Annotated in this window: 27 protein-coding genes and 1 pseudogene; 14 read left to right on the forward strand and 14 right to left on the reverse strand. The window is 69.3% G+C overall.

Annotation, left to right across the window (positions count from 1 at the left end; translation table 11 throughout):
• A complete protein-coding gene (locus D1409_RS10270) occupies positions 1 to 603 on the reverse strand; it encodes a hypothetical protein (RefSeq protein WP_206425022.1) in 603 nt (200 codons plus the stop codon).
• Positions 600 to 2,867, reverse strand: coding sequence for a DUF6789 family protein (locus D1409_RS10275; protein ID WP_123536731.1), 2,268 nt, complete (start codon positions 2,865 to 2,867; stop codon positions 600 to 602). Before D1409_RS10275 ends, D1409_RS10270 begins: the two co-directional genes overlap by 4 nt.
• Positions 2,868 to 3,009: 142 nt before the next feature.
• On the opposite strand from D1409_RS10275, the gene coxB reads away from it, so the two are divergent.
• Positions 3,010 to 3,747, forward strand: a complete 738-nt coding sequence (gene coxB, locus D1409_RS10280; protein WP_123536733.1) for a cytochrome c oxidase subunit II — start codon at positions 3,010 to 3,012, stop codon at positions 3,745 to 3,747.
• Positions 3,748 to 3,793: 46 nt separating this feature from the next.
• Here coxB and D1409_RS10285 read toward each other — a convergent pair whose 3' ends face one another.
• Entirely contained in the window at positions 3,794 to 4,336 is a 543-nt protein-coding gene (locus D1409_RS10285; protein WP_123536735.1) for an 8-oxo-dGTP diphosphatase, read from the reverse strand.
• Between the two features lie 295 nt (positions 4,337 to 4,631).
• Here D1409_RS10285 and D1409_RS10290 point away from each other — a divergent pair, with 295 nt between their 5' ends.
• From D1409_RS10290 to D1409_RS10300, 3 genes and pseudogenes are all read left to right on the forward strand, one after another.
• Complete coding sequence (locus tag D1409_RS10290; RefSeq protein ID WP_123536738.1) at positions 4,632 to 5,759, forward strand: ORC1-type DNA replication protein; 1,128 nt, start codon at positions 4,632 to 4,634, stop codon at positions 5,757 to 5,759.
• 62 nt (positions 5,760 to 5,821) lie between these two features.
• Entirely contained in the window at positions 5,822 to 6,100 is a 279-nt protein-coding gene (locus tag D1409_RS10295) for a type II toxin-antitoxin system HicB family antitoxin (RefSeq protein ID WP_123536739.1), read from the forward strand.
• A 6-nt stretch (positions 6,101 to 6,106) separates the two neighbouring features.
• Positions 6,107 to 6,322 (forward strand): annotated as a pseudogene (locus D1409_RS10300) (type II toxin-antitoxin system HicA family toxin); the annotation flags it as partial.
• An 80-nt stretch (positions 6,323 to 6,402) separates the two neighbouring features.
• Here the strand turns inward: D1409_RS10300 and D1409_RS10305 are convergent.
• The 3 genes from D1409_RS10305 to D1409_RS10315 form a co-directional block, all read right to left on the reverse strand.
• A complete protein-coding gene (locus tag D1409_RS10305; RefSeq protein WP_123536741.1) occupies positions 6,403 to 6,804 on the reverse strand; it encodes a universal stress protein in 402 nt (133 codons plus the stop codon).
• 21 nt (positions 6,805 to 6,825) lie between these two features.
• Positions 6,826 to 7,746, reverse strand: a complete 921-nt coding sequence (locus D1409_RS10310) for a hypothetical protein (RefSeq protein ID WP_123536744.1) — start codon at positions 7,744 to 7,746, stop codon at positions 6,826 to 6,828.
• An 81-nt stretch (positions 7,747 to 7,827) separates the two neighbouring features.
• Complete coding sequence (locus D1409_RS10315) at positions 7,828 to 8,520, reverse strand: glycerophosphodiester phosphodiesterase (RefSeq protein WP_123536746.1); 693 nt, start codon at positions 8,518 to 8,520, stop codon at positions 7,828 to 7,830.
• A 136-nt stretch (positions 8,521 to 8,656) separates the two neighbouring features.
• On the opposite strand from D1409_RS10315, the gene D1409_RS10320 reads away from it, so the two are divergent.
• From D1409_RS10320 to D1409_RS10340, 5 genes are read left to right on the forward strand one after another with little or no spacing between them, the layout of a single operon-like run.
• Positions 8,657 to 10,195, forward strand: coding sequence for an extracellular solute-binding protein (locus tag D1409_RS10320; RefSeq protein ID WP_164471632.1), 1,539 nt, complete (start codon positions 8,657 to 8,659; stop codon positions 10,193 to 10,195).
• A gap of 6 nt (positions 10,196 to 10,201) precedes the next feature.
• The gene (locus D1409_RS10325) at positions 10,202 to 11,179 is read left to right on the forward strand and encodes a carbohydrate ABC transporter permease (RefSeq protein ID WP_123536748.1); all 978 of its coding nucleotides are present in this window, start codon (positions 10,202 to 10,204) and stop codon (positions 11,177 to 11,179) included.
• Complete coding sequence (locus D1409_RS10330; protein WP_123536750.1) at positions 11,179 to 12,117, forward strand: carbohydrate ABC transporter permease; 939 nt, start codon at positions 11,179 to 11,181, stop codon at positions 12,115 to 12,117. Before D1409_RS10325 ends, D1409_RS10330 begins: the two co-directional genes overlap by 1 nt.
• A gap of 3 nt (positions 12,118 to 12,120) precedes the next feature.
• Entirely contained in the window at positions 12,121 to 13,326 is a 1,206-nt protein-coding gene (locus tag D1409_RS10335) for an ABC transporter ATP-binding protein (RefSeq protein ID WP_123536752.1), read from the forward strand.
• A complete protein-coding gene (locus D1409_RS10340) occupies positions 13,323 to 13,532 on the forward strand; it encodes a hypothetical protein (RefSeq protein ID WP_123536754.1) in 210 nt (69 codons plus the stop codon). The genes D1409_RS10335 and D1409_RS10340 overlap by 4 nt, the downstream gene beginning before the upstream one ends.
• A 55-nt stretch (positions 13,533 to 13,587) precedes the next feature.
• Here the strand turns inward: D1409_RS10340 and D1409_RS10345 are convergent, their stop codons facing one another.
• Entirely contained in the window at positions 13,588 to 14,328 is a 741-nt protein-coding gene (locus D1409_RS10345) for a hypothetical protein (protein ID WP_123536756.1), read from the reverse strand.
• Positions 14,329 to 14,532: 204 nt separating this feature from the next.
• Between D1409_RS10345 and D1409_RS10350 the strand changes: the two genes are divergently transcribed.
• Positions 14,533 to 14,712: a hypothetical protein gene (locus D1409_RS10350; protein WP_123536758.1), complete on the forward strand. Its 180-nt coding sequence runs from the start codon at positions 14,533 to 14,535 to the stop codon at positions 14,710 to 14,712.
• A gap of 97 nt (positions 14,713 to 14,809) precedes the next feature.
• Complete coding sequence (locus D1409_RS24470; RefSeq protein WP_164471633.1) at positions 14,810 to 14,965, forward strand: hypothetical protein; 156 nt, start codon at positions 14,810 to 14,812, stop codon at positions 14,963 to 14,965.
• A gap of 23 nt (positions 14,966 to 14,988) precedes the next feature.
• Here D1409_RS24470 and D1409_RS10355 read toward each other — a convergent pair whose 3' ends face one another.
• A complete protein-coding gene (locus D1409_RS10355; protein WP_235853539.1) occupies positions 14,989 to 15,564 on the reverse strand; it encodes a rhomboid family intramembrane serine protease in 576 nt (191 codons plus the stop codon).
• A gap of 84 nt (positions 15,565 to 15,648) precedes the next feature.
• Between D1409_RS10355 and D1409_RS10360 the strand changes: the two genes are divergently transcribed.
• Together D1409_RS10360 and D1409_RS10365 are read left to right on the forward strand one after the other, a co-directional pair.
• Positions 15,649 to 16,158, forward strand: coding sequence for a GIY-YIG nuclease family protein (locus D1409_RS10360; RefSeq protein WP_123537089.1), 510 nt, complete (start codon positions 15,649 to 15,651; stop codon positions 16,156 to 16,158).
• An 84-nt stretch (positions 16,159 to 16,242) separates the two neighbouring features.
• The gene (locus D1409_RS10365; protein WP_123536762.1) at positions 16,243 to 18,558 is read left to right on the forward strand and encodes a hybrid sensor histidine kinase/response regulator; all 2,316 of its coding nucleotides are present in this window, start codon (positions 16,243 to 16,245) and stop codon (positions 18,556 to 18,558) included.
• 93 nt (positions 18,559 to 18,651) lie between these two features.
• On the opposite strand, the gene D1409_RS10370 is transcribed toward D1409_RS10365, so the two are convergent.
• Entirely contained in the window at positions 18,652 to 18,936 is a 285-nt protein-coding gene (locus tag D1409_RS10370; RefSeq protein WP_123536764.1) for a HalOD1 output domain-containing protein, read from the reverse strand.
• A gap of 549 nt (positions 18,937 to 19,485) precedes the next feature.
• On the opposite strand from D1409_RS10370, the gene D1409_RS10375 reads away from it, so the two are divergent.
• Positions 19,486 to 20,319: a DUF5694 domain-containing protein gene (locus tag D1409_RS10375; RefSeq protein WP_123536766.1), complete on the forward strand. Its 834-nt coding sequence runs from the start codon at positions 19,486 to 19,488 to the stop codon at positions 20,317 to 20,319.
• Between the two features lie 36 nt (positions 20,320 to 20,355).
• On the opposite strand, the gene D1409_RS10380 is transcribed toward D1409_RS10375, so the two are convergent.
• From D1409_RS10380 to D1409_RS10400, 5 genes are all read right to left on the reverse strand, one after another.
• On the reverse strand, positions 20,356 to 21,168 hold the full coding sequence (locus tag D1409_RS10380) for an aldo/keto reductase (RefSeq protein WP_123536768.1): 813 nt from the start codon (positions 21,166 to 21,168) through the stop codon (positions 20,356 to 20,358).
• A gap of 75 nt (positions 21,169 to 21,243) precedes the next feature.
• Positions 21,244 to 21,573 (reverse strand): hypothetical protein, encoded by a 330-nt coding sequence (locus D1409_RS10385; protein ID WP_123536770.1) that lies wholly within the window; start codon positions 21,571 to 21,573, stop codon positions 21,244 to 21,246.
• 107 nt (positions 21,574 to 21,680) lie between these two features.
• Complete coding sequence (locus tag D1409_RS10390; protein WP_123537090.1) at positions 21,681 to 22,808, reverse strand: ABC transporter permease; 1,128 nt, start codon at positions 22,806 to 22,808, stop codon at positions 21,681 to 21,683.
• Positions 22,801 to 23,982 (reverse strand): ABC transporter permease, encoded by a 1,182-nt coding sequence (locus tag D1409_RS10395; protein WP_123537091.1) that lies wholly within the window; start codon positions 23,980 to 23,982, stop codon positions 22,801 to 22,803. Before D1409_RS10395 ends, D1409_RS10390 begins: the two co-directional genes overlap by 8 nt.
• A gap of 119 nt (positions 23,983 to 24,101) precedes the next feature.
• Positions 24,102 to 25,679, reverse strand: coding sequence for an ABC transporter ATP-binding protein (locus D1409_RS10400; protein ID WP_123536772.1), 1,578 nt, complete (start codon positions 25,677 to 25,679; stop codon positions 24,102 to 24,104).
• Positions 25,680 to 25,693: the final 14 nt, after the last annotated feature.

Below are 25,693 nucleotides of genomic sequence, written 5' to 3' on the forward strand. Positions count from 1 at the left end.
TCAGGCCCCCTGCTCGACGGCCGCGAGCCGGCGGTACATCGGGGGCGCGAGGATCCAGACGACGCCCAGCAGGATGGCGGCGACGCCCAGCGGGAACAATAGCGGGTCGACCGAGGCACACCGGTTGTTCGAGGTGAGCGTCGCGTACCGCGTCTCCCCGTCCTGGCGTATCAACACGCCGCTCTCGAAGGCCTCGCGGTGAGCGAACTCGCCGCGGACCGCCCCCTCCCGTTGCGGGTCCGACCGGGCCTCCTCGACGGCCGCCTGCTCCGCGGGCGTGAGCTCCTCGAACGCCAGTTCCGGCAGTTCGAGCGTCTCGTCGTCGGTCAGCTCGACCGTCTCTGCGGCGGTGTGGACGGTGACCGTCGGCGCGCCGCACAGGCCCAGTTCCTGCTGGAGCGGTGCGTAGCCGCCGACCACCCCCGCGCCGATGCCGACCGCGATGAGCAGCGACCCGGCGAAGGGGATGACGTAGGTCAGGAACCGCGACTCGGCGAAGGAGTCGTCCTCGGCCGCGTCGCCGGCGTCGCCGGGGGCGGCCGTGCTCCGCCGGTCGCTCCCGCCGGGGGCGTCCGGGTCGGTGGAGTCGGTCGGTCCGGTCATCGGTCCTGGTGCCACCGCGCGGTGAGGGATCCGAAGGTGAAGCCGAGGCCGAAGCCGTAGGCCCAGTGGGCGACGACGGTGAAGACGAGGTAGCCGACGAGAGCCAGGTCGGACTGCCCGGTGTAGAACGCGACCGCGAACCCCGGTGCGGCGATGGACGCGAACCAGATGCCCGTGACGAACTCGTAGCGACCGGGCAGGAAGCCCGACATCGCACCGTACAGCAGCGGCCAGGTCAGGACGCCGCCGACGACGAACAGCCCGACGCCCACGGCGAGCGAGGCGTCGAGGCCGACCAGTTCCGACAGTTCCGCGAACGCCGCGGGGTCGAGAAGGCCGATGACGACGGCGACGACCAGCACCGGTGCCATCAACACGAGGCCGACGACCCCGCCGGCCGCCGCGAACCCCGCGTCCTCAAGGAAGAGGCCGACGGTGTCCGAGAACTGCCCGAGGACGGCCGGGCTCCCGCGCTCGGCCGTCGTCGTCGCCGACGGCCGCGTCTCCTCGGGTTCGGGCGTCTCGATGGCGTACCGCGATTCGAGGCGGCGCTCGAACCACTGCCACTCGCGGGTGAACTGGTCGGTCTCCTTGAGGTCCCAGGGGTCGGCGTCGGCGACCGGTTCGCCGAAGCGAGCCGACCAGACCATGTTGTAGAGCCACAGCAGGACGCTCAGCCCGATAACGTAGGCGCCGATGGTCGCCGCCTGCTGGAGCGGCGCGTACGCGGCCGGGTAGTTGGCGTACCGCCGCGGGAGTTCGAGCAGCCCCAGCACGAGCAGGGTTCCGAAGGTGACGACGACGCCGAACACGAGCAGCCCCGACTGGAACAGCGCGAGTTTCCGGTCGTAGAGCCGTCCCGTCAGGATGGGGTACCAGTAGTAACTGGCCGCGAACATCATGAACGGGATGATCCCCATGAGGATGAGGTGGAAGTGGCCGACGACGTAGTAGGTGCCGTGGTAGACGACGTCGACGGGGACCGCTGCGAGGAAGACGCCGGTGACGCCGCCGACGACGAACACGCCGATGGCGGAGACACAGAGGACGAGCGGTGCGGTGACCCTGACGTCGCCGTCCCACATCGTCGTCAGCCAGTTGAACACCTTGATCGCCGAGGGAACGGCGATGGCGATGGAGACGGCCATGAAGCTCGACTGGAGGCGCGGGTCCATGGTCGTCGTGAACATGTGATGCGCCCAGACGCCGAAGCTCATGACGCCGATGGCCAGCGTCGAGTAGACGATGAAGCGGAAGCCGAACAGTTTGCGGCCGACGAACTTCGGGAGGATGGTGCTCATCAGCCCCGTCGCCGGGAGGAAGATGATGTACACCTCGGGGTGGCCGAAGAACCAGAACAGGTGCTGCCAGAGCATCGGTGACCCGCCGTCGACGGCGAAGAAGGTCGTCCCGAGGTTGCGGTCGAGCAGGAGCATCACGACGGCGCTCCCCAGCAGCGGGAACGCGAAGACGATCAGCCCGCTGGTGGTCAGCATGTTCCACGAGAAGATGTCGAGATTCGCCCACGTGACGCCCTCCGCGCGCTCGTAGACGATGGTGACGATGAAGTTGATCGCGCCGATGGTCGTCGCGATGCCGCTGAGGTGGAGGCCGAGCAGCAGGAGGTCGATCTGTGGGTTCGCCGTCGTCGCGGACAGCGGCGTGTACAGCGTCCACCCGACGGACACCTCCTCAAGCGTCGCGGCGGCGCTGGCGAGTTCGCCGACGCCGACGGCCCCGAGCGCCTGCGCGGTTACCTGCGCGAACAGGCCCGCGCGGGCGAGAACCAGCGCCGGCGGGAGCAGCCAGAACCCGATGGCGTTCAGTCGCGGGAAGGCCATGTCGTCGGCGCCGAGCACCAGCGGCAGGAAGTAGTTCCCGAGGCCGAAGAAGACGGGCGTGACGAAGAAAAACAGCATCGTCAGCCCGTGCATGGTGAAGAGGGCGTTGTAGGTCCGCTCGGACCAGATGTCGGCCGCGGGGGTGAGCAGTTCCGTCCGGAGCATCATGCCGTCGATCCCGCCCCACAGCGCGGCGACGGTCCCCAGCGCGATGTACAGCAGGCCGATGTCGCGGTGGTTCGTCGTCGTCAGCCACCGGAGTACCTGTGATTTGATCACGTCGGCGTCGACGACGACGCGACGCCGCGGCGGATACCCGCCGTCGGGTTCGCGGCCCGCCCGGCGCCACGGCTGCCAGTAGACGAGCGCGACCCCCGACAGGACCGCACAGAGCGCGACGACCTCGACGAGTGCGCGGTTCATCGCCACCGGCGACTCACCTCCGTCGAGGAGGTGTTGCGGAGTGGTACCACGCCACGTCCCATGTCCGCACGTGACGCCCGGAACGATAATAAAACCAGTCTGTCCGATAACACTATTGGCGTGCTATGCGTTGACTCGAAACATGGACCGGCACAGAGCGGCGTGCGTCCTCTGTTTCGGATGGGTGGCGGTGCTGGTGCTGTCGACGCCGGCGGCGGCCCAGTCGGTCGGCCGGCAACTGTTCGACGATCTGAACGTGCAGTTGCTCTACGTCGCGCTCCCGCTCGCCCTCCTGGTCGAGGTGATTCTCGTCACCGCCGTCGTCCGCTTCCGCGACAACGACGACCCGAAGCCGACGGCGTCGGACCCGACCCTGGAGATCACCTGGACGGCGGCGACGGCAGTCATCCTGGTGTTCGCCGGCTTCTCCGCGTACGTCGTCCTCGGGAGCCCGTACATCTCCGCCACCGCGGACGCCGGCCCCGCCGTCGAGGGGACTCCCGACGAGGCGACGACCGTCGAGGTGGTCGCCTATCAGTGGAGCTGGCAGATGCACTACCCCGAGGCCGACGTCACGACGCGGGCGCTGCTGGTCGTGCCGAACGGCACCGACGTGTATCTCCGCATATCGTCCGAAGACGTGGTCCACTCCCTGTTCGTCCCGGCGTTCGGCCTCAAGCAGGACGCCTTCCCCGGCCAGGAGACGACCGCGCTGGCCCGTCCGACCGCGACCGGGACTCACCGGCTGTACTGCACGGAGTTCTGCGGCGAGGGCCACTCGCGGATGGACGGGACGGTCCACGTCGTCAGCCCCGAGCGGTACCGGACCTGGCTCGACGCCCACCGCGGGCAGACCAACGTCACCGAACCGCCCGCGTGAACGGGACAGGCTGGCATGCTGGTCTCGGACGATTCGCCGCGGCCACTCACTCGAACTCGACGCCGACAGTCATCTCGTAGCGAACCAGCGACTCGCCGTCGTCGCTCAGTACGAACTCCCCTACGAACGTCTCCCCGTCGACGAGATGCGGCAGCCACACCCTGTCGTCGACCCACATCTCGTCGTAGGGCACCTCGTCCACGGCCCACCACTCCGGCACCGCCTCCTCGGTCGCCTCGGGCTCGCCCTCGATGCCGTCGGCGGCGAACACGTGGACGTGCATCGAATCGCTGTCGACCTCGCCGCTCGCGGGTCCTTCGTCCCCGCTCGCTCCGGCCGAGGCCTCACTCCGTTCGGCCTCGCGGTCCCGAAAGTGAAAGTCGAACTCGCCGCGCTTGACAACTCCCGTGGGCTCCACCCGCAACTCCTCGCGGACCTCCCGCCGCGCCGCCTCGCGGACCGTCTCGTCGGCCTCGACCTTCCCACCCGGTCCCACGAGTTTCCCGGCGCCCAGGCCGCGCTGCTTGCGGATCAACAGCAGTTCCCCGTCGACGATGGGATGACACAGCGTCGCCTCGGTCGCGTCCATATCGGTCTCGACGGAGCGTCGCTCGGCCCGGACTTCAGTCCATCGGGCGCGACAGGCGCCGGCCGACCCGCTCCGAGCGCTCACCCCTCCTCCACCGAGCCGAATCGCGGCCGCTCCACTTTCGCTCCGGGGTGAAGACGGGGTGGTCGCCGCCGGGGCGGTCGCAGCGATTTCACGAGACGTCGGCCAGTTTTCGACGGTGCAGTTTCGGAAACGTACCGCTTCCGACGGAACGCGTTCCACTTTCGCCCCGACTGGCAAACGGTTAAGTGGTGCGCGGAGCGTGGTGAAAGTAATGACGGAGGACCCCGAGGAGGGGATGCTGTCGTGGGACGAATCGGTGTTCCGCGACGAACACGTCTTCGAGATCGACTACCTGCCGGAGACGTTTCTCCACCGCGACACGCAGATGGAGACGCTGAAGTACGCGCTGCGCCCCGCCGTCCGGGGCTCTCGGCCGCTGAACGTCGTCGCGCGCGGGCCGCCCGGCACCGGCAAGACCACCGCCGTCCAGAAGATGTTCGGCGAGTTGCGCGCCCAGACCGACGTGAAGACGGTGCGGGTGAACTGCCAGGTGAACTCGACGCGCTACTCCGTGTTCTCGCGGCTGTTCGAGGGCGTGTTCGACTACGAGCCGCCCTCCTCGGGCATCTCGTTCAAGAAGCTGTTCTCGCAGATCACCGACCAGCTGGTCGCCGACGACCGCGTCCTGGCCGTGGCGCTCGACGACGTGAACTACCTCTTCTACGAGGACGAGGCCTCCGACACGCTGTACTCGCTGTTGCGCGCCCACGAGGAGCAGGGCGGCGCGAAGATCGGCGTCCTCTGTATCTCCTCGGACCTCGACCTGGACGTGATCGACGAACTCGACACGCGCGTCCAGAGCGTCTTCCGGCCCGAGGACGTCTACTTCCCGAACTACGACCAGCCGGAGATCGTCGACATCCTGCAGGAGCGCGTGGACCGGGGGTTCCACGAGGGCGTGATGAGCGCGCCCGTCCTCGACCTGGCCGCGGAGTACACCGAGGAGCAGGGCGGGGACCTCCGGGTCGGTATCGACCTCCTCCGGCGCGCCGGGCTCAACGCCGAGATGCGCGCCAGCCGGGAGATCGAGATGCAGGACGTCGAGGAGGCCTACGACAAGTCGAAGTACGTCCACCTCTCCCGGCGCTTGCAGGAGCTCTCGGAGTCCGAGAGCGCCCTCCTCGAAGTGATCGCCGAACACGACGGCAAGCGCGCCGGCGACATCTACGACGTGTTCAACGACGAGACCGGGCTGGGCTACACCCGCTACTCCGAAGTGACGAACAAGCTCGATCAGCTGGGGATCATCGACGCCCGCTACGCCGACGTCGACGGGCGCGGGCGCTCCCGCGAGCTGACGCTCAACTACGACGCCGACGCCGTCCTCGACCGGCTGTGAACGCGTAGCTGGTGGCGACGTGCGGGCGAAGGTTTATCGCCGAGACCGGGCAACGTCGACGTATGGCAAGTGCGACCGACGACCCGGAGGGCGACGGTCCCGACGGCGTGGAGTTCGTCTGCGAGGACGACGGAACGATCACCGCCCGGGACCTCGAAACGGGGCTCGCTCGGGGTGGTGCCAGTCGTGCAGAGGCGCTCGCACAACTGGCGGAGGTGCTCGAACTTCACGAGGGCGGCGGTGAGCCCATCGAGAACCCTGACGAGTTCCTGCGAGAGGAACTCGGCGTCGACCCCGACGAGCGCGACGGCGACGAGTCGCTCCCGGAGTTTCTCCGCTGACTTCGGATGGTGCGGACGACGTTCTCCGGCCGGGAGATCATCGCGGTCCTGACTGATTTCGGATACGAACCGGTCTCCCGGTCCGGGAGCCACGTTCGACTCCGGTACGAAAATGCCGACACCGGGGAGGTCAGAAACGTAGACGTTCCGATGCACTCCGAGGTCCGGATCGGAACACTCCACTCTATCGCCGACCAGTGCGGCGCAGAGGACTTCGAGGCGAGCGTTGCGGCGAAGCCGCAACGAAACAGAGGCGGCGAAGCCGCCGACGTGGTGTCGCTGGATCGACGGCCACGCATAGGCTACAACTCAGGCAGGGGCACGACCACGACGGGCACGTCTACAGCCCCGAGGAGCGCGCGGACTGTCGACCCGGGAACGGCGCCGTCCGCGGAACCGTCCGAGCCGCTCTCCTCGGGGTCGCCCCGTCGGGGGCCCGTCACGAGCACGTCAGTGTCGCGCTCGGCGAGAACGGAGCGGATTTCTTCGACAGGCTCGCCCTCTCGTTCGACCACCTCGACGGTCGCGGGGAGCAGGCGCGTCCGGGCGACGTTGGCCGCGTCGCCGGCGTCCCGTTCGTCCAGGTCCGGTTCCGAGACGGTCACCACGACCACCTCGTCGTCGGCGGTGAGCCGGTCGCCGAGGTAGTCCGCGGCCGCGGCGGTCGTGTGGACCGACGCCGTCGCGAGCAGGTAGCGGGTCATACCCGAAGGATCCCGCCGAACTCACTCGAAGGCGGCGAACTGCGCGCGACACGCCGTGCAGACGAGCGCCTGCAGCGGGTGCCCCTCCGCGTCGGTTCGCGGTGGGCCGCAACAGCCGCCCGCTTTCCGTTCGACGAGGGCGCTCTCGCAGACCGGACAGGTGTCGAGGAAGACGGCGAGCCCGTGCGCGCCGACGGCGCGCCGGCCGGGGTCGAGGTCGGTCGTCTCGGCCAGCGCCCGCGCGGCGGCCGTCTCGGCGACTGCGACGGGCCGCCGGAGCCACACCTCGCCCGCGGGTTCGCCGGAGCCGTCCGAGAGCACGACGTAGGTCTGCCCGCGCTCGGTCGTCGCCGCCGCGGTCGACGCGGCGGGCGCCTCGTCGAGCGTCGCGGCGGCGAGGTCTGCCGGCGATAGCTCCCGGAGCGTCCGGATCGCCGCCCACCAGCGCCGCTCGAAGGCGTCCGTCGGTCGCACGTCGTCGCCGGTCGCGTCCACGACGCCCGCCTCGATCAGGTCGGACAGCACCGCCTCGGCGTCCGCGGTCGTCGCGTCGGCGAGCGTCGCCGGCGTTCGCTCGGCGGTCTCGTCCCCGTCACGGTCGCCGTCGCCGCGGCCGGTCGACTTCGACCGTCCGCCCCCGGACGCGTCGGCGGGTGCCGCTCGCGACGCGGGCTGGTGGCCGGCGCTGGCCGGGAGGGGGTCCCACGGCAGCGCTTCGACCAGTCGAGGCGCGAACCGCGGCGTGTACGGGACGAGATACCCGCGGCGCCAGACGGCGACCGCCCCGACGACGGCCAGGAGCCCGCTCGCGGCCGGTGAAACGGCGACTGCGAGGGCGAGACAGGCTCCGGCGAGCACGAGGAGATTCACCGTCGTACAGGGCCAGCAACGGTCGGCACCGGTGTGTTCCGGTCGCGCGAGGATCGACGAGAAACGTCGCATAGCCGCCCGTTCGGCGGTCGCTCAGTTGAGCGTGTCGTCGGTTTCGCCCCGTAGGATCGTGTTATCGACCGTAGCCACGTATTACGGGTGAGGGAGGTCCCACGTGTCGGTCGTGACGCCGTCGACGCCGCGCTCGGCGAGCGCGCGGACGGTCGCGGCCCTGTTCGACGGGTCGCCGGCCGCTTCGGCCAGTCCCCAGGCGTAGACACCGAACCCGGCGTCGTGAGCGCGCGCGACCACGTCCGTGTCGAGGCACTGTCGGGCGTGCGGATGGACGTTCGCACAGCCCAACACCGCCGCCAGGTCCAGGTTCGCGCCCGGGTAGTCGCCGAACAGCCACCCGACCTCGGGCTCCCAGTCCGACCGGGCGATCTCGGCCAGCGCCGGCGCCGAGAAACTGGTGAGTCGGACGGCCGGCTCGCCGCGCTCGGCCAGTGCGGCCCGCACGTCTGCCCACAGTCCGGGTTCTTTGAGTTCGACGTGGAGCGTCACGTCGGCGGGGACGGCGTCGAGGATCTCGCCGAACGTGGCGACCGGTTCCTCGGAGCCGTCGACGCGCAGTTCCCGCAGGCTCGCGAGGTCCAGGTCCGCGACGCGACCGCTCCCGTCCGTGAATCCGTCGACGCGAGCGTCGTGTGCGGCGACGAGTTCGCCCGATCCACACCGGCGGAGGTCGACTTCGACCGCGGGCAGGCGACGGGCCGCCGCCGCACACGCTCGGGCCGTGTTCTCGGGACCGTGGTCCGCGCAACCACGATGGCCGACGAGTTCCATACCGTATGTCGGGGACTCGTCATCAAAGCGACGGCGACCGTTTCGACACCGGGGGCGCCGGTAACCCGGAACTATTGCGGACGTGTCAGCGTTTGGCGGACTATACCTTAGTCTGTCACAAGGTAACATATGTGGTATGTCGAACGACTCAACGTCGTCGAACGCGCGCGAGTCCGCGTCGTCGAGTTCCCGCCGCCGGTTCGTGAAAGCCGTGGGCGTCGCCGGGGCGGTCGGGTTGGCCGGTTGTCCCGGCGAGTCGGGTGATGGAACGGACGGCGACGGGAACGGTGGCGACGGAGACGGAGACGGCGGTGGAGGCGGCGGCGGAGGCGGGGACGGCGAGGGAGCGACGGTCGAACTGGCGATGCCATCGAACGTCACTGACCGCGCCGACGACACCCGTGACGCGCTGTACGACGCCGGACTCTCACAGGACATCGAGATCGAGTTCCTCTCCACCTCGGAGATCTCCGGGGACGTCCGAAACCAGTACCAGAGCTGGATCAACGCCGGACGGGAGACGCCGGACGTGTTCCGGATGGACAGCGGGTGGACGATCCCCTTCATCGTCCGCGACCAGCTCGTGAACCTGAACGACTACCTCTCCGATGAAGCCACCTCGATGATGGAGGAGAACTACTTCGAGGCGCCGCTCAGCACGGCGACCGGCCCCGACGACGGACTGTACGGCGTCCCGTGGCAGGTCGGTTTCCCGACGATCCAGTACCGCAGGGACCTCGTCGAGGACGCCGGCTTCGACCCGGAGGGGGAGAACTGGGCGACCGAGCCGATGACCTGGCAGGAGTTCTCCGAGATGGTCGCCGAGACCCACAGTCAGGCCGACGTCGAGTACGGCTTCAACTGGCAGGGCAGCGACTACGAGGGGCTCTCCTGCTGTACGTTCAACGAGTTCATGACCTCGTGGGGCGGCGCGTACTTCGGCAGCCGTGAGAACCTCTTCGGCCCCGTCGGCGACCGCCCGATCACCGTCGAGGAGGAGCCGGTCCTCCAGGCGCTGCGGATGATCCGCACGATCATCCACGGCAGTGACGACGAGTACGCGCTCGACGGCTACCAGCAGGTCTCGCCCAACGCAGTCCTCGAGTGGACGGAGGGCCCCTCGGCGACGCCGTTCTACGACGGCGACGCCGTGGCCCTGCGCTACTGGCCGAGCGGCATCTTCGAGGCCGCCGCGGCCTTCGAGGAGTCGGACGACCTCTCGACGGAGGACCTGGGCGCGATGCCCATCCCGTACGCCGTCTCCGAGGACGAGGCCGAGTACGAGGGGATGGGCGGCACCGCCTCGGCGCTCGGCGGCTGGCACCTGACCGTCAACCCCAACTCGTCGAACATCGAGGCCGCGGTCCAGGTGATCGAGGCGACCATGCAGGAGAGCTTCCGGGCGTTCCAGTTCAGCGAACTCGGCTACCTGACCGGCGACCGCCGGCTGTTCGACGAGGAGAACGTCGGCGACGTCGACCCCTGGGGCCCGTACCTCGACACGCTCCGGGTGGCCGGCGAGAACGCCATCCCGCGGCCGGTCAGCGTCGTCTGGCCCGACGAATCGTCGCTCATCTCCGGCGCCGTCAGCAACGTCATCACCCAGCAACAGTCCCCCGAGGAGGGGATGGCGTCGCTCGCGAGCGACCTCGAAGACGTCGAGAACAGCGCCTGATCTCCGATGGCGACCAGAGACGGGAGTTCGCGAAGTCGCCTGCGGTCCGCGGCGATAGCGCCGGCCAACTGGACCGAACGCCTCAGCGAACAGCAGTTCGCCTACGTCCTGCTCGTACCGACGTTCCTGCTCGTCTCGACGATGGCGGTCTGGCCGCTCCTGCGGACGTTCCAGATGTCCTTCCAGGCCGACGCGCTGTACACCGCCGACTACGTCGGCGAGTTCGTCGGCCTGTCGAACTACGTCGAACTCCTCGACGGCACGCGCGACGCCGTCCTCGGGAGCCCGTTCGTCAGCCTCTCGAACCCGCTCGACAGCGCCGTCATGGTGACGCTCGTCTACGTCGCCATCGCCGTCGTCCTGGAGACGGTCATCGGCTTCGGCCAGGCGCTCGTCCTCGACCAGGACTTCCGCGGCCGGCGCTGGGTCCGCGTGTCGATCCTCATCCCGTGGGCGGTCCCCATCGCGATCCAGGGGATGATCTTCTGGCTGTTCTTCCAGCCCGACATCGGATTCGCCACCGCTCTGTTGCAGGACCTCGGCGTCTTCGGACAGAACCCGCTCACCCGCACCGTCGACTCGATGGTCATCATCATCGTCGCCGACGTCTGGAAGACCAGCGCGTTCATGGCGCTGTTGATCCTCGCGGGCCTCCAGAGCGTCGACCGCAGTCTCTACGACGTGGCGCGGGTCGCCGGGGCGTCCACCTGGCAGCGGTTCAAGTACGTCACCTTCCCGCTGGTGTTGCCCGCGCTGCTCGTGGCGATGCTGTTCCGGACGATCCAGTCGATGCGCGTCTACGGGATCATCGAGACGACCGCCGGCTGTAACACGGTGCCGTCGCTGACCTGCCTCGTCGTCAGCACGTTCCGCGCCGGTCGGTACGGGACCGCCGCCGCCGTCGCGTTCATCACCGCCGGACTCGTCGCGCTGGTGGCGATGATCTACATCGTCAAGTTCGCCGACCTGGAGGTGGGCGCCTGATGTCCTCCGCGACCGACGAGGAGGAGGGCGGCCCGCTCCGCCGCTGGACCCGCGACGCGATCCAGAACCCCGGCTCGACCTATCGGGGGCTGTTCTACGTCGTCACGCTCTTCTTCCTCGTGACGACGCTGTTCCCCTTCTACTGGCTGCTGGTGCTCGCGCTGACGCCCGGCGACCAGATGCGCAACATCGGACTGCTGCCGAACGGGTTCAACCCCTACGCCTTCGTGGAGATGTTCGAGCGGCTTCCCTTCCACGTCTACATGTTCAACAGCATCGTCATCGCGCTGACGACGACGGTCATCGTCCTGCTGGTCGGGAGCTTCGCCGGCTACGCGTTCGGCCGCCTGCGGTTCCGCGGGAAGACCCCGCTGCTCCTGCTCCTGCTGGCCATCTCCTACTTCCCGCCCGCGGCGTTCATCCTCCCGCTGTTCCAGCTGTTCACCGGGAACGTCACGCTCGTCACCCTCCCGGTCGTCGGCGCCGTCCAGAGCCCGAACTGGTTCAACACTCCCGGCGCGATGGTGACCCCCTTCAGCGCCCTCTTCCTGCCGCTGTCTATCTTCATCCTCACGACCTTCTACAGCCAGATCCCCGACGGACTGGAGGACGCCGCCCGCGTGGAAGGGACGACCCGGATCGGCGCGCTGTTCCGGGTCATCATCCCGCTGTCGGCGCCCGGCGTCGCGACCGCCGGCGTCCTCACGTTCATCGGCGTGTACAACGAGTTCTTCATCTCGTTCCTGATGACCGACGGACAGGCGGAGAACTGGGCGCCCATCGTCTGGGGCGTCGTCAACTACCAGGGCCAGTACCAGGCCTTCTACAACCTGATGGCGGCGGCGAGCATCGTCGGGGTCCTCCCCGTCGTGATCCTCGTCGTCGTCGCACAGGAACGCATCGTCAGCGGCCTCACCGCAGGCGCACTCAAGGAGTAACTCATGGGAGACGTCATCCTCGACAACGTCACGAAACGCTACGCGGACGTCACGGCAGTGGACGACATGAACCTCGACATCCACGACGGCGAGTTCGTCACGCTCGTCGGCCCGTCGGGGTGTGGCAAGTCGACCACGCTCGAAACGATCGCCGGCCTCACCATCCCCTCCGAGGGGACGATCACCATCGCCGGCGTCGACGTGACCACCCGTCCGCCGAAAGACCGCGACATCGCGATGGTGTTCCAGAACATCGCGCTGTTCCCGCACATGGACGTCCACGACAACATGAGCTTCGGGCTCAGACTGCGGGACTACGCCAGCGACGAGATCGACCGCCGCGTGGCGAGCGCCGCCGACATCCTCCAGATCGAGGACCTGCTCGACCGGATGCCAGACGAGCTCTCCGGCGGCCAGCGCCAGCGCGTCGCCATCGGCCGCGCCATCGTCCGCGAGCCCGCCGTGTTCCTGATGGACGAGCCGCTCGCCAACCTCGACGCGAAGCTCAGGGTGCACATGCGCACCGAACTCCAGCGCCTCCACAAGGAGCTGGAGACCACGATCATCTACGTCACACACGACCAGGCCGAGGCGATGACCATGTCCGACCGCATCGCCGTCATGAACGAGGGGCACCTCCAGCAGATCGCCCCGCCGCTGGTCTGTTACGACCAGCCCGCCAACCTGTTCGTCGCCGGGTTCATCGGCTCGCCGAGCATGAACTTCGTCGACGGCACCGTCCGCGCCACCGAGATAGAGACCGAGGGGTTCGACGTCGAGTTCGACCCCTCGTACGTCGACGAACTCGGCGAGGGCGACGAGGTGACCGTCGGCATCCGCCCGGAGGACGTCTACCCCGCCGAGGATGCCGGCGAACTCGCCAACCCGACCCGCCCCATCCGCGCCCGGACGGACGTGCTCGAACCGATGGGCGACGAGATATTCGTCTACATCATCCTCCGGGGCGAGGACGCCAGCGACACCGACGCAGACACCGGCGCCGCCGGCGCCGCCAGCGCCCACGGCGTCGACGAACTCCTGATGAGCGTCGAACCCGACAGCACACTGACCGACGACGAGGACCTGGAGGTCGTCCTCGACCGCGAGAAGGTCCACCTCTTCGACACCGCCAGCGGCGACGCCGTCTCTCACGACATCGTCCACTCCGGGTCCGTCGGCGAACAGCGCAGCGCCTGGGAGGGCGGGTGACCGTGGTCTCCACCGGCACCCTCCTCTACTTCGGGATGGGCACCCTGCTCTTTTTCTTCTGGGCCTACGGCATCTACGCGTTCGTCCGCGACTGCCGGCGGACCTACATCCCGGGCCTCCGCCGACTGCTCGCCCGCCGCCGCGAGCAGACGGACGAGCGAGACCGCGAGCAGGAGCGCGACGAGAAGGAGAAACAGCTGTACTGACGGACGGGACGTTCGTCACGGGAGACCGACCCCTCGACACCGAACCCCCCGACGCTTACTCCGAAGACGCCCCGGACAGCCGAAACTCCTCGACGACGGACTCGTCGCCGTCGCGCCGCCAGAGCACGGAGACGGTGTCGACGAACCCGATCTCGACGCGGATCGTCTCGCCGGCGACGCCCGCGCCCGGGCCGATGTCGCCGAGTTCGTGCCAGGCCGCTGTCCGCCCCGTCTCCGGGTCGGGCGGATACTCGGAGGCGACGCCGGTCAGGTACACCTCGCGCGCCGGCAGGTCGCGGCCGGCGACGTGGCGAACGACGAGGTGGTCCGGGTTGTCGTCGGCGCCCTGGTGGATGGACTCGAAGCAGGCGACGTGGCGGTCGCAGGTCGAGACCCGGAACGCGTCGAGTTCGACGGGGTCGCCGTCGCGGTCCCACGAGAGCCGAACCGCGTCGACGAGCGCGGGGTTGACCCGGAGGGACCGGCCGCCGATACCGTCCGAGGGGTCGAGGTCGCTCATGGCGGCCCACGAGTAGGCGTACCCCGGCTCTCGGACCGGCGGCCAGTCGAACGCGATCCCCGAGACGGTGACCTCGCCCGCCGGGAGGTCCCGACCGGCGGCGTGCCGGACGGTGAGCGTGTCCGGGCCGCTCTCGGCCCGCTCGTGGGAGAACTCGAAGCAGGCGACGTCACACGACGGCGTGGACTCGCGCCCGCCGAGCGCGCTACAGCCACCGAGCCCGGCGAGCGAGGAGGCCCCGAGCGTCCCCAGGACGGTTCGGCGAGTCGGCGTCACGGTTCGACGTGTCACTCCGAGAAGAAATAATTGTGGGCGGAACGGGACCGGTCTGGATCGCCGATCGCCCGACGCTTCACGTCCGGTCCGAACCAGTCACTCGAACCGCTAGCGAGTGCGCCAGGGGATCGACGAGATCGCGTGCCAAACAGACCCACACCGCCACAGCGGCTTTCCCGCACCCGGCAGTCACGTCCTGTAACGATGTCGGACCCGTTCGCACAGGCGCTCCGCGACCGCCAGTTCGGCGAGCAGCGGGGGCCGCTCCGCTACCGGAACGGCGAACAGACCGAGGAACCGGGGATCGATATCTACTTCGAGGAGGTACGCTACGGGGACGAGGGGTGGCGGCACAACTACCAGCTACTGTTGCGCAAGCGGTGACCGGGAGGTCGAGGCACGACCGGTGCGGGCCGTCTCCGTACAGCACCCAATTCGAGACGGCGAAGACTTTTCTACGCGGTTTTCCAACGGGCACCTCGTGAACGTCCGAACGAATTCGTACCCGCTCTGGCTGCTCGTCTTCATGGTCCCGGCCCTCGTGGTCGGCGTGGTGAACGACTCGGTCGTCGCGGCGTCGCTGACTGCGGTCGTGCTGGCCGGCCTCGCGTATCTCTACTTCAACTATCCGTTCTGAGCGAGCGCGCCCGGCCGCGCCCGCTACGCTCGCTCCGAGGGCCGCAGCAGGTGCGCCCGGCCGGCGAGCAGTCCGATCAGCAGGCCGGTGAAGTGGGCGGTGAGCGCCACGCCCGGGCCGCCCGTCGCGACGGTCACCGCGGCGGCGACGACGACGAATATCGCCAGTTGTTCGTTAGGGCTCAGCGGCAGTCGGTCGAGGACCGTATCGCTCATCCGGTTGCCGGCGAACAGGTAGCCGACGAGGCCGGCGATGCCGCCGCTGGCGCCGAGCACCCCCACGGACGGGCCGACGAGGTCTGTGACCCACACCTGCGTGAGACCGGCGATCACGCCGGTCCCGAGGAAGAACGCGTGGAAGCGCAGGCGGGAGGTCTGCCGTTCGAGGTAGAGGCCGACGAGCAGGAGGACGACGGCGTTGCCGACGAGGTGGCCGACGCTGACGTGGGCGTAGACGCTGGTGACGAGCGTCCACGGCTGGTGACCGACCGGCGCCGAGAGGGCGAACGCGAGCGGGATCTGGAGGAGCGCCACCGCTCGCTGGAGGAGGAAGACGACGACGAACACGCCGACGAGCGTCAGCGTCGGACTGCGTGACACGTCAGTGGGTTCGGCCACCGACTACAAGAAAGGTCGGGCCCGTGACGGAACGCACTTGCCGACCGCCGCCGAACCCCGGTGACGATGACGGAGGAGGCCGACGAGGGGACGTACACGCTCGTGGTCGAACTGAGCGAACCGGCGACGATCGAGGTGGGCGCGCTCGGCGCTCGGGCGTTCGAAGCGGGGTGGTACGCCTACACCGGGAGCGCGTTCGGCCCGGGCGGGTTCGCGCGGGTCGAGCGCCACCGGGAACTCTCGACGGGCGACCGCGACGCCCGCCACTGGCACGTCGACTACCTGCTCGGCCACCCCGCGGCGACCGTCGAGACGGTCGTCCGCACGCCCGGCGAAGACGTGGAGTGCGCGGTCAGCCGCGCGCTCGCGGGCGACGGAAGCGAGGACGGCGAGGACGGCGAGGGCGGAGAAGACGGCGAGGGCGGAGAAAACGGCGAGAACGAACGCGAGAACGGGGTCCAAGTCGAACGGATCCCGGCCTTCGGCGCGTCGGACTGCGACTGCGAGTCCCATCTCGTCCACGCCGCCGACGGCGAGGCGCTCCGGCGGGCGGTCGAGCGGGCGCACGGCACGTAGTGTTTGTCTATCGGAATGAAAGCCGCAAGAAACTCACACCCTTATGGTCCACGTCCGATAACGTGTCGTAGACCGACCACGAGAATGAGCGGGACAGAGAGAGCGATCCGAGTGCTCCACGTCGACGACGACCCGGACCTGGGCGACCTCGTCGCGGCGGCGCTCGAACGCGAGGATAGCCGGTTCGAGGTCACCACGGCGACCAGCCCCGCCGACGGACTGGACGTGCTCGACGACGACCGGATCGACTGCGTCGTCTCGGACTACGACATGCCGGGCACCAACGGGATCGGCTTCCTCGAGGCCGTCCGCGCCGACTACCCCGACCTCCCCTTCATCCTCTACACGGGGAAGGGGAGCGAGGAGGTCGCGAGCGAGGCCGTCTCCGCCGGCGTCACCGACTACCTCCAGAAGGGGACGGGCACCGACCAGTACGCGCTGCTGGCCAACCGCGTCGGCAACGCGGTCGCGGCCGCGCGGTCCCAGCGAGCGCTCGAAGAGCGCAACCGTCGGCTGGAGACGCTGATCAGCAACCTCCCGGGGATCGTCTACCGGTGTCGGAACGAACCGGGATGGCCGCTGGAGTTCGTCGCCGGCGAGTGCGCCAGTATCACCGGCTACACGACCGACGAACTGACCGACGGAGCCGTCGACTGGGGCGAGGACGTCCTCCACCCCGACGACCGCGAACAGATGTGGGAGCGCGTCCAGTCGGCGCTCGACGCGGGCGAGTCCTTCGAGGTGAGCTACCGCATCCGAACGGCCGACGGCGGGATTCGCTGGATGTGGGAACGCGGGCAGGGGATCGGCGACGAGACGGCCGACCGCATCGAGGGGTTCATCGCCGACGTGACCGACCGCAAGGAGCGCGAGCAGACGCTGGAGCGCTACCGGTCGATGGTCGACGCGATGCCCGACTCGGCGTGTATCTACGACGCCGAGGGGCGGTTCGCCGTCGTCAACGACTACCTCGTCGACTTCCTCGACACGACCGCCGAGGAGCTGGTGGGCGAACCGAGCACGCTCGTCGAGAAGATCCGGACGGCGGCCGGCGCCGGCGAGGACCCGTTCCAGGCGCTGGTCGACGGCGACCGCGAGGAGTTGCGCGGCGAGGTCGACGGACAGTTCCCCAGCCGGGGCTACGCGGCCGTCGACTACCGGCTCGCGCGCCTGGAGATCGACGGCGAGTTCGACGGCGTCGTCGCCGTCGCCCGGGACATCACCGAGCGCAAGCGCCGCGAGGACGCCCTGAGCGCGCTCACGGAGGCGACCCGCCGGTTCATGACTGCGCCCGACCGGGAGACGGTCGCCGAGCACGCGGTCGAGACGGCGCGGGCCGTGCTCGGCCACGACATCAACGGCGTCTGGCTGATCGACGCCGACGGGAGCGCCCTCCGACCGGTCGCGTGGACCGACGACGCGGACGCCCTGTTCGACGAGGTCCCGACGTACACCGGCGGCGAGAGTCTCGCCTGGCGGACCTACGAGAGCGGCGACCTCACCGTCTCCGAGAGCCTGCAGAACGAGGCCGACCGGTACAACCCCGAAACCCCGATAGAGAGCGAGGTCGTCCTGCCGCTCGGCGAGTACGGCGTCATGATCGTCGGTGCGACCGACCCGGCGAGCTTCGGCGACGCCGACGTCTCGCTGGCACGGATCCTCGCCAACACCGTGGAAGCCGCGCTCGACCGCGCCGACCGCGAGCAGGCGTCCCGGCGCCACCGGCGGGAACTCGAACGCCAGAACGAACGGTTAGACGAGTTCGCCGCCATCGTCAGCCACGACCTGCGCAACCCGCTCCAGGTCGCGACCGCCCGCCTGGGGTTCGCACGAGCGGAGTGCGACAGCGACCACCTCGACGCCGTCGAGCGCGCCCACGACCGGATGGAAGCGCTCATCGAAGACCTCCTGACGCTCGGCCGCGAGGGGAAGACCGTCCTCGAGATCGAACCGGTCCCCCTCGCGTCCGTCGCCGAGTCCTGCTGGGAGAGCGTCGCCACGCCAGGCGCCCGACTCGTCGTCGACGCCGACGCCGACACCACCGTCCGCGCCGACCGCCGCCGCCTCCAGCAACTGCTCGAGAACCTCGTCGGCAACAGCGTCGAACACGGGACGACCGGGCTTGCCTCGCAACCGCCCGACGAGTCCGCCGTGACGGTCACCGTCGGGACGCTCGCGGGCGGAACCGGCATCTTCGTCGCGGACGACGGTCCCGGGATCGACCCCGAGGAGCGCGAGCGGGTGTTCTCCAGCGGCTACTCGACGAGCGCCGACGGGACCGGATTCGGGCTCTCCATCGTCGAACAGATCGCCGACGCGCACGGCTGGTCGGTCGACGTCACAGAGAGCGTCGAGGGGGGAGCGCGCTTCGAGGTCACCGGCGTCGACGTCGACGACTGACCGGCGCTATCGTTGACCGGCGCTATCGTTGACCAGCGCTGTCGTCGACCAGCGCTGTCGCTGAACGGCGTGGTGACCTCGACCGACGCGCGGCTACCGACCTGCTCTGGTCTGGTTGGCCGCGTCTTCGGCGGAGTCGCCGACGGCGCCCGACGGGGTGACCGTCACCTCGCCGGCCCCGTCGACGACCACGTCGTATCCGTAGTACGTGAACTGGACCTCGAGAGACCCACCGCCCCGATCGTCGGCTCCCTCTACCAGTGTCTCGAGCGCGCTCACGTCTATCACGTCGTAGAGCGGCTCGTCTAGTTGCATCGGGTCGACGCCTTCCCGCGTCGCGATCTCCGTACTCACTTTCGAACTCAGCATTTCACCCATCACCGTGAGAGCGGTCGACAGGGACCGGCTTAATGATGGCGGTGCGTGTGCAACATCCAGAAAATAATTCCGACATATTTAGGATTATCGCAAATTCCTACCGCCGCTGATTGGTGATCGTAACTACCTGGTCGGAAACGTGTCGCGAGGACGTGAGTTCGAGCGGTCGGGGAGAGAAACCGAAGTGCGAGTCGCGTTCGACGGTGCCGCAGGGAGGGGGTCGACTCCGCCGGCCACGACTGCAATCGCGTGTCAACGAGAGAGTGTATACGCGAACGGGACAGGAACCGAACTCGGAGCGGCGGAGTCCGAACGTGAGAGTGCGCCCTCGGCGGCTGAAATCGGCCCGCAGGCGTTTTCGCCGCTGAACTCCCGCCGGTGAAGCGGGTCGGGACAATGTCGACTCCCGAACCGCTCCGGGAGGCCTGCGACGGCGTCGACACGCTCCCGCGACTCCCGGTCGAGTGACTCGGGGCGGACGGGACGAGACGGGACTCGGCAGACTCCCGAGGGTCGCTTTTTTCCCGTATCGGACGGAGATTCGACGTGATGGCGAGTGACGACGCCGCGACGGGCGAGTGGCCGGACTGCCGTCCCGGACAGGTGCGCGTGATGCTCCTCGGGACGTACCACATGGACAACCCGGGGCTCGACGAGGTGAACCTCGAAGCCGACGACGTGCTCGCCGAGCCGCGGCAGGCCGAACTGCGGGCGCTCGTGGATTCGCTCGCCGAGTGGGAGCCCGATCGGATCGCCGTCGAGCGCCCTCACGACCGCGCCGACGAACTGAACGACCGATACGCCGAGTACCACGACGGCGAGCGCGCGTACGACGCCGAGGAGCGGTTCCCCGCTCCCCACCCCGATCGGCCGGAACCGGCGACCGAGTGCCGGAGCGAGGTCGTCCAGGTCGGGTTCCGACTGGCCGACAGGCTGGACCACGACCGGGTCGCAGCCGTGGACGAACACCCGGACCCGCCCGAGACCGACCCGTTCGCCGACCGCGAGGTCGACTCGGCGCGGAAGGCGCCCGTCGACCTGCCCGACCCGCAGGCGGTCGAGCGCGAGGAGACCGAACGGCTCGCGTCGTCGACCGTCCCGGAGTTCCTCGCCTGGCTCAACCGGGGCGACGCCCTCGAGACGAACCACGACCTCATGTTCGACCGCGGGGTTCGAGCGACCGACGACAGTTTCGGGAGCCCAGTCGCGCTCGCCCACTGGTACGACCGCAACATCCGAATGGTCCACCACCTCTGGCGGACGATGGACCCGGACGACGAGCGGGTCCTGTTCCTCGTCGGGTCCGGGCACGTCCGCGCCCTCAGACACCTGCTCACCGAGGCGCCGATGTTCTGCCCCGTGACGCCGCTCGACTACCTCTGACCGCGAGACGACGACGAACCGTCGCCGGCCGGTGCGCTACCAGCCGAGCTTCGACCTGATGAGGTCGACCGTCCCGCCCTGTTCGGCCAGTTCTCGCATCTCGTCGGCAGTCAACTGGAAGTCGAAGACGTCCAGGTTCGCCCTGATGTGCTCCGGCGTGGTCGACATCGGGATAGCCGAGACCATCGGCTGCTGGATCAGCCACCGGATCGCGACCTGTGAGGCCGTCTTGCCCACGCGCTCGCCGATCTGGTCGAGCAGGGGGTCGTCGGCCAGGTCGCCGACCGCGAGCGGGCTGTACGCAGTCAGCATCACGTCGTTGTCGACGCAAAAGGAGAGCAGGTCGTCCTGCCGCTCGCGGACGTTGTACTTGACCTGGTTCGTCAGGATCGGCGCGTCGGACAGTTCCACGGCCTCGCGCAACTGGTCGACGGAGAAGTTCGAGACGCCGACGTGACGGACGAACCCGTCGTCGCGGAGTTCGTTCATCGCGTCGAGCGTCTCCGCGTGGGGCACGTCGTCGTTCGGCGAGTGGATCAGGAGGAGGTCGACAGTGTCGAGGCCGAGGCGGTCGAGGCTCCCACCGGTCGACTCGATCACGTCGTCGTACGCCCGGTTGTCGCCGGCGAGTTTGGTCGTGACGAACACGTCCTCCCGGTCGACGTCGGACGCCGCGAGCGCCTCGCCCACGGCGGCCTCGCTGCCGTAGATCTGGGCGGTGTCGACGTGGCGATATCCCGCCGCGAGCGCCGTCTCGACGGCGCGGCGGCGTTCCTCGTCGGTATCCATCCGGGCCGTCCCGAATCCCAGTGCCGGCACGTCGACGCCGTCGACCGTGACGTACTCCATGGCCGCGGTTCGGTGTCACCGGCGAAAAGGGATCGGCAGGTTCTCGCAGGCCGTCGATCCGCCGTCGTCGGCCGATCAGTCCCGCGGTTCCCAGTCGGGCGCCTCGGCCAGCGCCGGCAGGGCCGACTCCAGCCCGCCGGCCTCGGTCTCGTAGAACAGTTCCCGTCCGACGGGGGTTCGGACGCGGACGACGGCGGTGTGGTCGGCCACGTCGAAGACGGCCAGTTCCCACGGCGCGGTCACACACTGCCATCGACCGCGCAGGGCCGCCTCCCCTGTACGGGTCACGCGCTCGCCCAGCTCCCAGCTGAGCCGGGTCGTTCGCTCCAGCGAGACGGGCACCGCGTCCGGGAGCCCGCCGTCCCCGCGCCCCGCCGCCCCGTCGCGAGAGCACTGTGTGGACATATCACAGTCGTCAACGCTCACCATGAAAAATCAACCGACTTCTGCGCGACTCCGTCACGTGGGTCGCGGGACGGCGGCGGATCGAGGGGGCCGAGCCGCGGTCGCCGTCACTCCTCGCCGGACTCGTAGTGCTCGCCCGCGGCTTCGGGGATGCGGGTTCGACCGACGAGCGCGAGGACGACGATGACCGCGACGAAGGGGATGGTCTGGACGAGCGAGTCGGGGACGCCGAGGATCTGCCGGGTCTGGAGGCGGAGTTGCACCGCGTCGAGGCCGGCGAACAGCATCGTCGACCCCAGCGCGCCGACGGGGTTGTAGTTACCGAAGAGGTAGGCGACGATGGCGATGAACCCCTTCCCGTTGACCATCGTCGGCCCGTTGCCCGTGAACTGCCCGATGTTGAACGCGAGCGCCGCGCCGCCGATGCCGGAGAGCACTCCCGAGATGAGGACGGCGGCGTAGCGCACGCGCGAGACGTCGACGCCGGCGGTGTCGAGCGCGCGTGGGTTCTCGCCGGCCGCACGGACCCACCGACCGAAGGCCGTCCGGTTCAGGACGTACCACGCACCGGCGACGGTGACGAACATCAGGTACACCGGCGGCGCGGCGTCGAACAGCGCGCCAAGCAGCGGGATGTCCGCGAGGACGGGGATCGTCCACGTCCCGAGCGTCCCGACGCTGTCGGTGTTTGGACTGCCGTAGACGACCTGTGAAGCGAAGGGCGCGAGCCCGAGGGCGATGAGCCAGACGGCGAGACCGGCGATGATCTGGTCGGCGCGGTACTCGATGCAGACCACCGCGAACACGGCGGCGAGCACCGTCGACGCCAGCACGCCGATCAGCAGCCCCGCGAGCATCGACCCCGTCACGTCCGCCCCGTAGACGGCGCTGAACGCCGATATGATGAGCAGCCCCTCGAGGCCGATGTTGATGACGCCCGACTTCTCCGCGAAGATCCCCCCGATGGCCGCGAAGACGATCGGGACCGACAGCCGGAGCGTCGCCGAGAGCGTCGACGTCGAGACGACGATCCCGAACAGCCGTCCGACCGACGACTCGGGCGCGACGACCGCGGCGACGCCCAGCAACGCCAGCAGCGCCGCCGTGGCGAGCGCGACCAGCAGCCGCCCCGAGAGCCGGCGGAGACCGGCTCCGAGTCCGTCCCCGGTCCGCTCGCGGTCGGCGGTCTCGCCGCCGTCGGCGGCGGCCTCACCGCTGTCCGCGTCGTCAGTCATCGGCGGCACCTCCGGGGGCGGCGGCGGGCCCTCGGTCCTCGGGCGTGATCCGGCGGCCGACCAGTCGGAAGAACTCCGGCATCGCGACGAAGAGGATGATCAGCCCGCGGAGGACGCCGACGAGCTGTGGCGGCACGTCGGTCGCGAAGTCGACGACCGAGGACCCGGACTGGAGGACGCCGAACAGGAACGCCGCGAAGATAGCGCCGATCGGGTTGTTGCCGGCGAGGATCGAGACGGTGATGCCGTCGAACCCGTAGGACGGGACGCCCGTCTGGAACTTCCCGAGGATCATCAGCACGTACACCGCGCCGCCGAGGCCGCCCAGCGCGCCCGAGAGCGTCAGCGACGCGACGACCGTCCGCGCCGAGTCGACGCCGCCGTACTCGGCCGCGGCCGGCTGGAGCCCCGCCGTCCGCAGGTCGAACCCGAACGACGTGTGCGACAGCAAGTAGTAGATGCCGACGACGACGGCCAGCGCGAACCCCAGCGCCACCAGCGAGAAGTCCAGTCGCGGGTCGAACAGCAGCGCCGGGAACTGGGCGTACTCGGGCAGCGACGCCGTCTGGATGGCCTGACTCCCCGGGTCCTGGAAGTGGTCGCTCACGAGATACCGTACCACCAGCACGGCGACGAAGTTCAACATGATCGTCGTGATGACCTCGTTGGCCTCCGCGTAGGCCTTCAACACGCCGGGGATTGCTCCGTAGAACCCGCCCCCGACCGCACCGGCGAGCAGTCCAAGCGGGATCAGCACGACCGTTCCGGCGGTCCCCGAGAGCGCCGGTGCGGCCCACAGCACCGTCAGCGCCGAGACGAGCGCGCCGACGACGAGCTGGCCCTGCGTCCCGATGTTGAAGATGCCCGCGCGGAACGCGAGCGCCACCGACAGTCCGGTGAAGATCAGGACCGTGGTCTCGCGGAGCGTCACCGCGAACTGGGCGTTCAGCGGCGACCAGCCGCCCGAGAGCGGGTCGCCCAGCGCGCCGAAGAACAGTCGGTCGTAGACGGCGACGGGGTCGTAACACAGCGCCAGGTCGCCGACCGTCAGCACCGGCGTCCGACAGGTCGCGATCAGCCCGCCGGCGACGACGATGACCGTCCCGACCAGTATCGACAGCGCGATCGCCGCGAGCGCGATCAGCAGTCGCTCGCCGCCCGAGGCGCCGGCCATCGAGACCGCGTACTCGCGGAGGCGGTCCGGTAGTACCGAGCCGTCGTCGGCGTCGCTGCCGCCGGGTCCGTCGGTGTCGTCCGCGTCGTCGCCCCGACCGCGTCCGCCGCCGTCGGCGCTCACTGCGACACCTCCCCGACGCTCACGTCGGCGTCGGGCTGCTCGCCGGCCATGAGCAGTCCGAGCTGTTCCTCGGTGACGGCGTCGGGGTCGACCACGTCGACGAACGACCCCTCGTAGATCACGGCGAGCCGGTCCGAGAGCGACTGGACCTCGTCGAGCTTCGACGAGACGAGCAGGACGGCGCGCCCGTCGCTCCGGAGGTCGTTGATGCGGTCGTGGATGAACTCGGTCGAGCCCACGTCGACGCCGCGCGTGGGGTGGGAGGCGACGACCAGCCGCGGGTCACGCGCGAACTCGCGGCCGACGACGAACTTCTGCTGGTTGCCGCCCGACAGCGACGCCGCCCGGGCGTCGACGTTCGCCGGCCGAACGTCGTACTCCGCGACGATCTCCTCGGCGTGCTCGCGGGCCGCGTCCCAGTCGATGCGCCCGTTCTCAGCGAAGGGACGGGCGTGCTGGCTGCCGAGCAGTCCGTTGCTCACCAGGTCGAAGTCCATCACCAGCCCGCTCTCCTGGCGGTCCTCCGGGACGTACGCCATCCCGGCGTCGATGCGGTCGCGCCGACTCGCGTCCGTGGCGTCCCACCCGCCGAGTGAGATCGCGCCGCCGTCGACCTCGCGCAGCCCCGCGATCGCCTCGACGAGTTCGGCCTGCCCGTTCCCGTCGACCCCGGCGATGCCGAACACCTCGCCTTCCCGGACCGACAGCGAGACGTCGTCGACCGCGCGGACGCCGCGCGTGTCTTCGACGGTCAGGTCGCGCACGTCGAGGACGGTCTCGCCCGGATCCGCGGCGGGCCGGTCGACGTCCAGCAGGATCTCGCGGCCGACCATCAGCTCGGCCAGTCGCTCGCGAGAGGCGTCGGCCGCCCCGAGGGTGCCGACGGTCTTCCCGGCGCGGAGGACGGTGATATCGTCGGCGGCCGTCATCGCCTCCCGGAGCTTGTGGGTGATGAAGATGATCGTCTTCCCCTGTGCGGTCAGCTCTTCGAACACTCCGAACAGCTCCCGGACCTCTTGCGGCGTGAGCACGGCCGTCGGCTCGTCGAGGATCAGCACGTCGGCGCCTCGATACAGCGCCTTGAGGATCTCGACGCGCTGCTGGACGCCGACGCCGACGTCCTCGATGCGGGCATCCGGGTCCACGTCGAAGCCGTAGCGCTCGGAGAGGTCCACGACCTCCTCGCGAGCACGCTCGCGGTCGATCGACAGCCCGAGCCAGCGCTCGGGCTCGTTCCCGAGCGTGATGTTCTCGGTGACCGTCATCGGGTCGACCAGCATGAAGTGCTGGTGGATCATGCCGACGCCCGCGTCGATGGCGTCCCGCGGCGAGTCGAAGTCGCGCGGCGTGCCGTCGACGACGACTCGCCCCTCGTCGGGCTCGTAGAGCCCGTAGAGGACGTTCATCAGCGTCGTCTTGCCGGCGCCGTTCTCGCCCAGCAACGCGTGGACGCTCCCGCGCTCCACCTGCAGATCCACGTCGTCGTTGGCGACGACGCCCGGGAATCGCTTGGTGATGCCGTCGAGGTGGACGGCGTCAGTCGCTGTTCGGCCCGTCTCGCCGCTGTCGGTCACGGGACGCCTCCGCG

This window comes from Halosimplex salinum, assembly GCF_003730195.1.
Classification (GTDB): Archaea; Halobacteriota; Halobacteria; order Halobacteriales; family Haloarculaceae; genus Halosimplex; species Halosimplex salinum.

What these genes read in the sequence shown, in the direction of transcription:
- D1409_RS10315 (WP_123536746.1), bottom strand. Translation starts at nt 8,520, where the DNA reads ATGGAACTCGTCGGCCATCGTGGTTGCGCGGACCACGGTCCCGAGAAC.
- D1409_RS10290 (WP_123536738.1), top strand. Translation starts at nt 4,632, where the DNA reads ATGACGGAGGACCCCGAGGAGGGGATGCTGTCGTGGGACGAATCGGTG.
- D1409_RS10325 (WP_123536748.1), top strand. Translation starts at nt 10,202, where the DNA reads ATGGCGACCAGAGACGGGAGTTCGCGAAGTCGCCTGCGGTCCGCGGCG.
- D1409_RS10360 (WP_123537089.1), top strand. Translation starts at nt 15,649, where the DNA reads ATGACGGAGGAGGCCGACGAGGGGACGTACACGCTCGTGGTCGAACTG.
- D1409_RS10390 (WP_123537090.1), bottom strand. Translation starts at nt 22,808, where the DNA reads ATGACTGACGACGCGGACAGCGGTGAGGCCGCCGCCGACGGCGGCGAG.
- D1409_RS10320 (WP_164471632.1), top strand. Translation starts at nt 8,657, where the DNA reads ATGTCGAACGACTCAACGTCGTCGAACGCGCGCGAGTCCGCGTCGTCG.
- D1409_RS10330 (WP_123536750.1), top strand. Translation starts at nt 11,179, where the DNA reads ATGTCCTCCGCGACCGACGAGGAGGAGGGCGGCCCGCTCCGCCGCTGG.
- coxB (WP_123536733.1), top strand. Translation starts at nt 3,010, where the DNA reads ATGGACCGGCACAGAGCGGCGTGCGTCCTCTGTTTCGGATGGGTGGCG.
- D1409_RS10365 (WP_123536762.1), top strand. Translation starts at nt 16,243, where the DNA reads ATGAGCGGGACAGAGAGAGCGATCCGAGTGCTCCACGTCGACGACGAC.
- D1409_RS10295 (WP_123536739.1), top strand. Translation starts at nt 5,822, where the DNA reads ATGGCAAGTGCGACCGACGACCCGGAGGGCGACGGTCCCGACGGCGTG.
- D1409_RS10275 (WP_123536731.1), bottom strand. Translation starts at nt 2,867, where the DNA reads ATGAACCGCGCACTCGTCGAGGTCGTCGCGCTCTGTGCGGTCCTGTCG.
- D1409_RS10305 (WP_123536741.1), bottom strand. Translation starts at nt 6,804, where the DNA reads ATGACCCGCTACCTGCTCGCGACGGCGTCGGTCCACACGACCGCCGCG.
- D1409_RS10380 (WP_123536768.1), bottom strand. Translation starts at nt 21,168, where the DNA reads ATGGAGTACGTCACGGTCGACGGCGTCGACGTGCCGGCACTGGGATTC.
- D1409_RS10395 (WP_123537091.1), bottom strand. Translation starts at nt 23,982, where the DNA reads ATGGCCGGCGCCTCGGGCGGCGAGCGACTGCTGATCGCGCTCGCGGCG.
- D1409_RS10370 (WP_123536764.1), bottom strand. Translation starts at nt 18,936, where the DNA reads ATGGGTGAAATGCTGAGTTCGAAAGTGAGTACGGAGATCGCGACGCGG.
- D1409_RS10310 (WP_123536744.1), bottom strand. Translation starts at nt 7,746, where the DNA reads ATGCGACGTTTCTCGTCGATCCTCGCGCGACCGGAACACACCGGTGCC.
- D1409_RS10350 (WP_123536758.1), top strand. Translation starts at nt 14,533, where the DNA reads ATGTCGGACCCGTTCGCACAGGCGCTCCGCGACCGCCAGTTCGGCGAG.
- D1409_RS10385 (WP_123536770.1), bottom strand. Translation starts at nt 21,573, where the DNA reads ATGTCCACACAGTGCTCTCGCGACGGGGCGGCGGGGCGCGGGGACGGC.
- D1409_RS10375 (WP_123536766.1), top strand. Translation starts at nt 19,486, where the DNA reads ATGGCGAGTGACGACGCCGCGACGGGCGAGTGGCCGGACTGCCGTCCC.
- D1409_RS10335 (WP_123536752.1), top strand. Translation starts at nt 12,121, where the DNA reads ATGGGAGACGTCATCCTCGACAACGTCACGAAACGCTACGCGGACGTC.
- D1409_RS10270 (WP_206425022.1), bottom strand. Translation starts at nt 603, where the DNA reads ATGACCGGACCGACCGACTCCACCGACCCGGACGCCCCCGGCGGGAGC.
- D1409_RS10285 (WP_123536735.1), bottom strand. Translation starts at nt 4,336, where the DNA reads ATGGACGCGACCGAGGCGACGCTGTGTCATCCCATCGTCGACGGGGAA.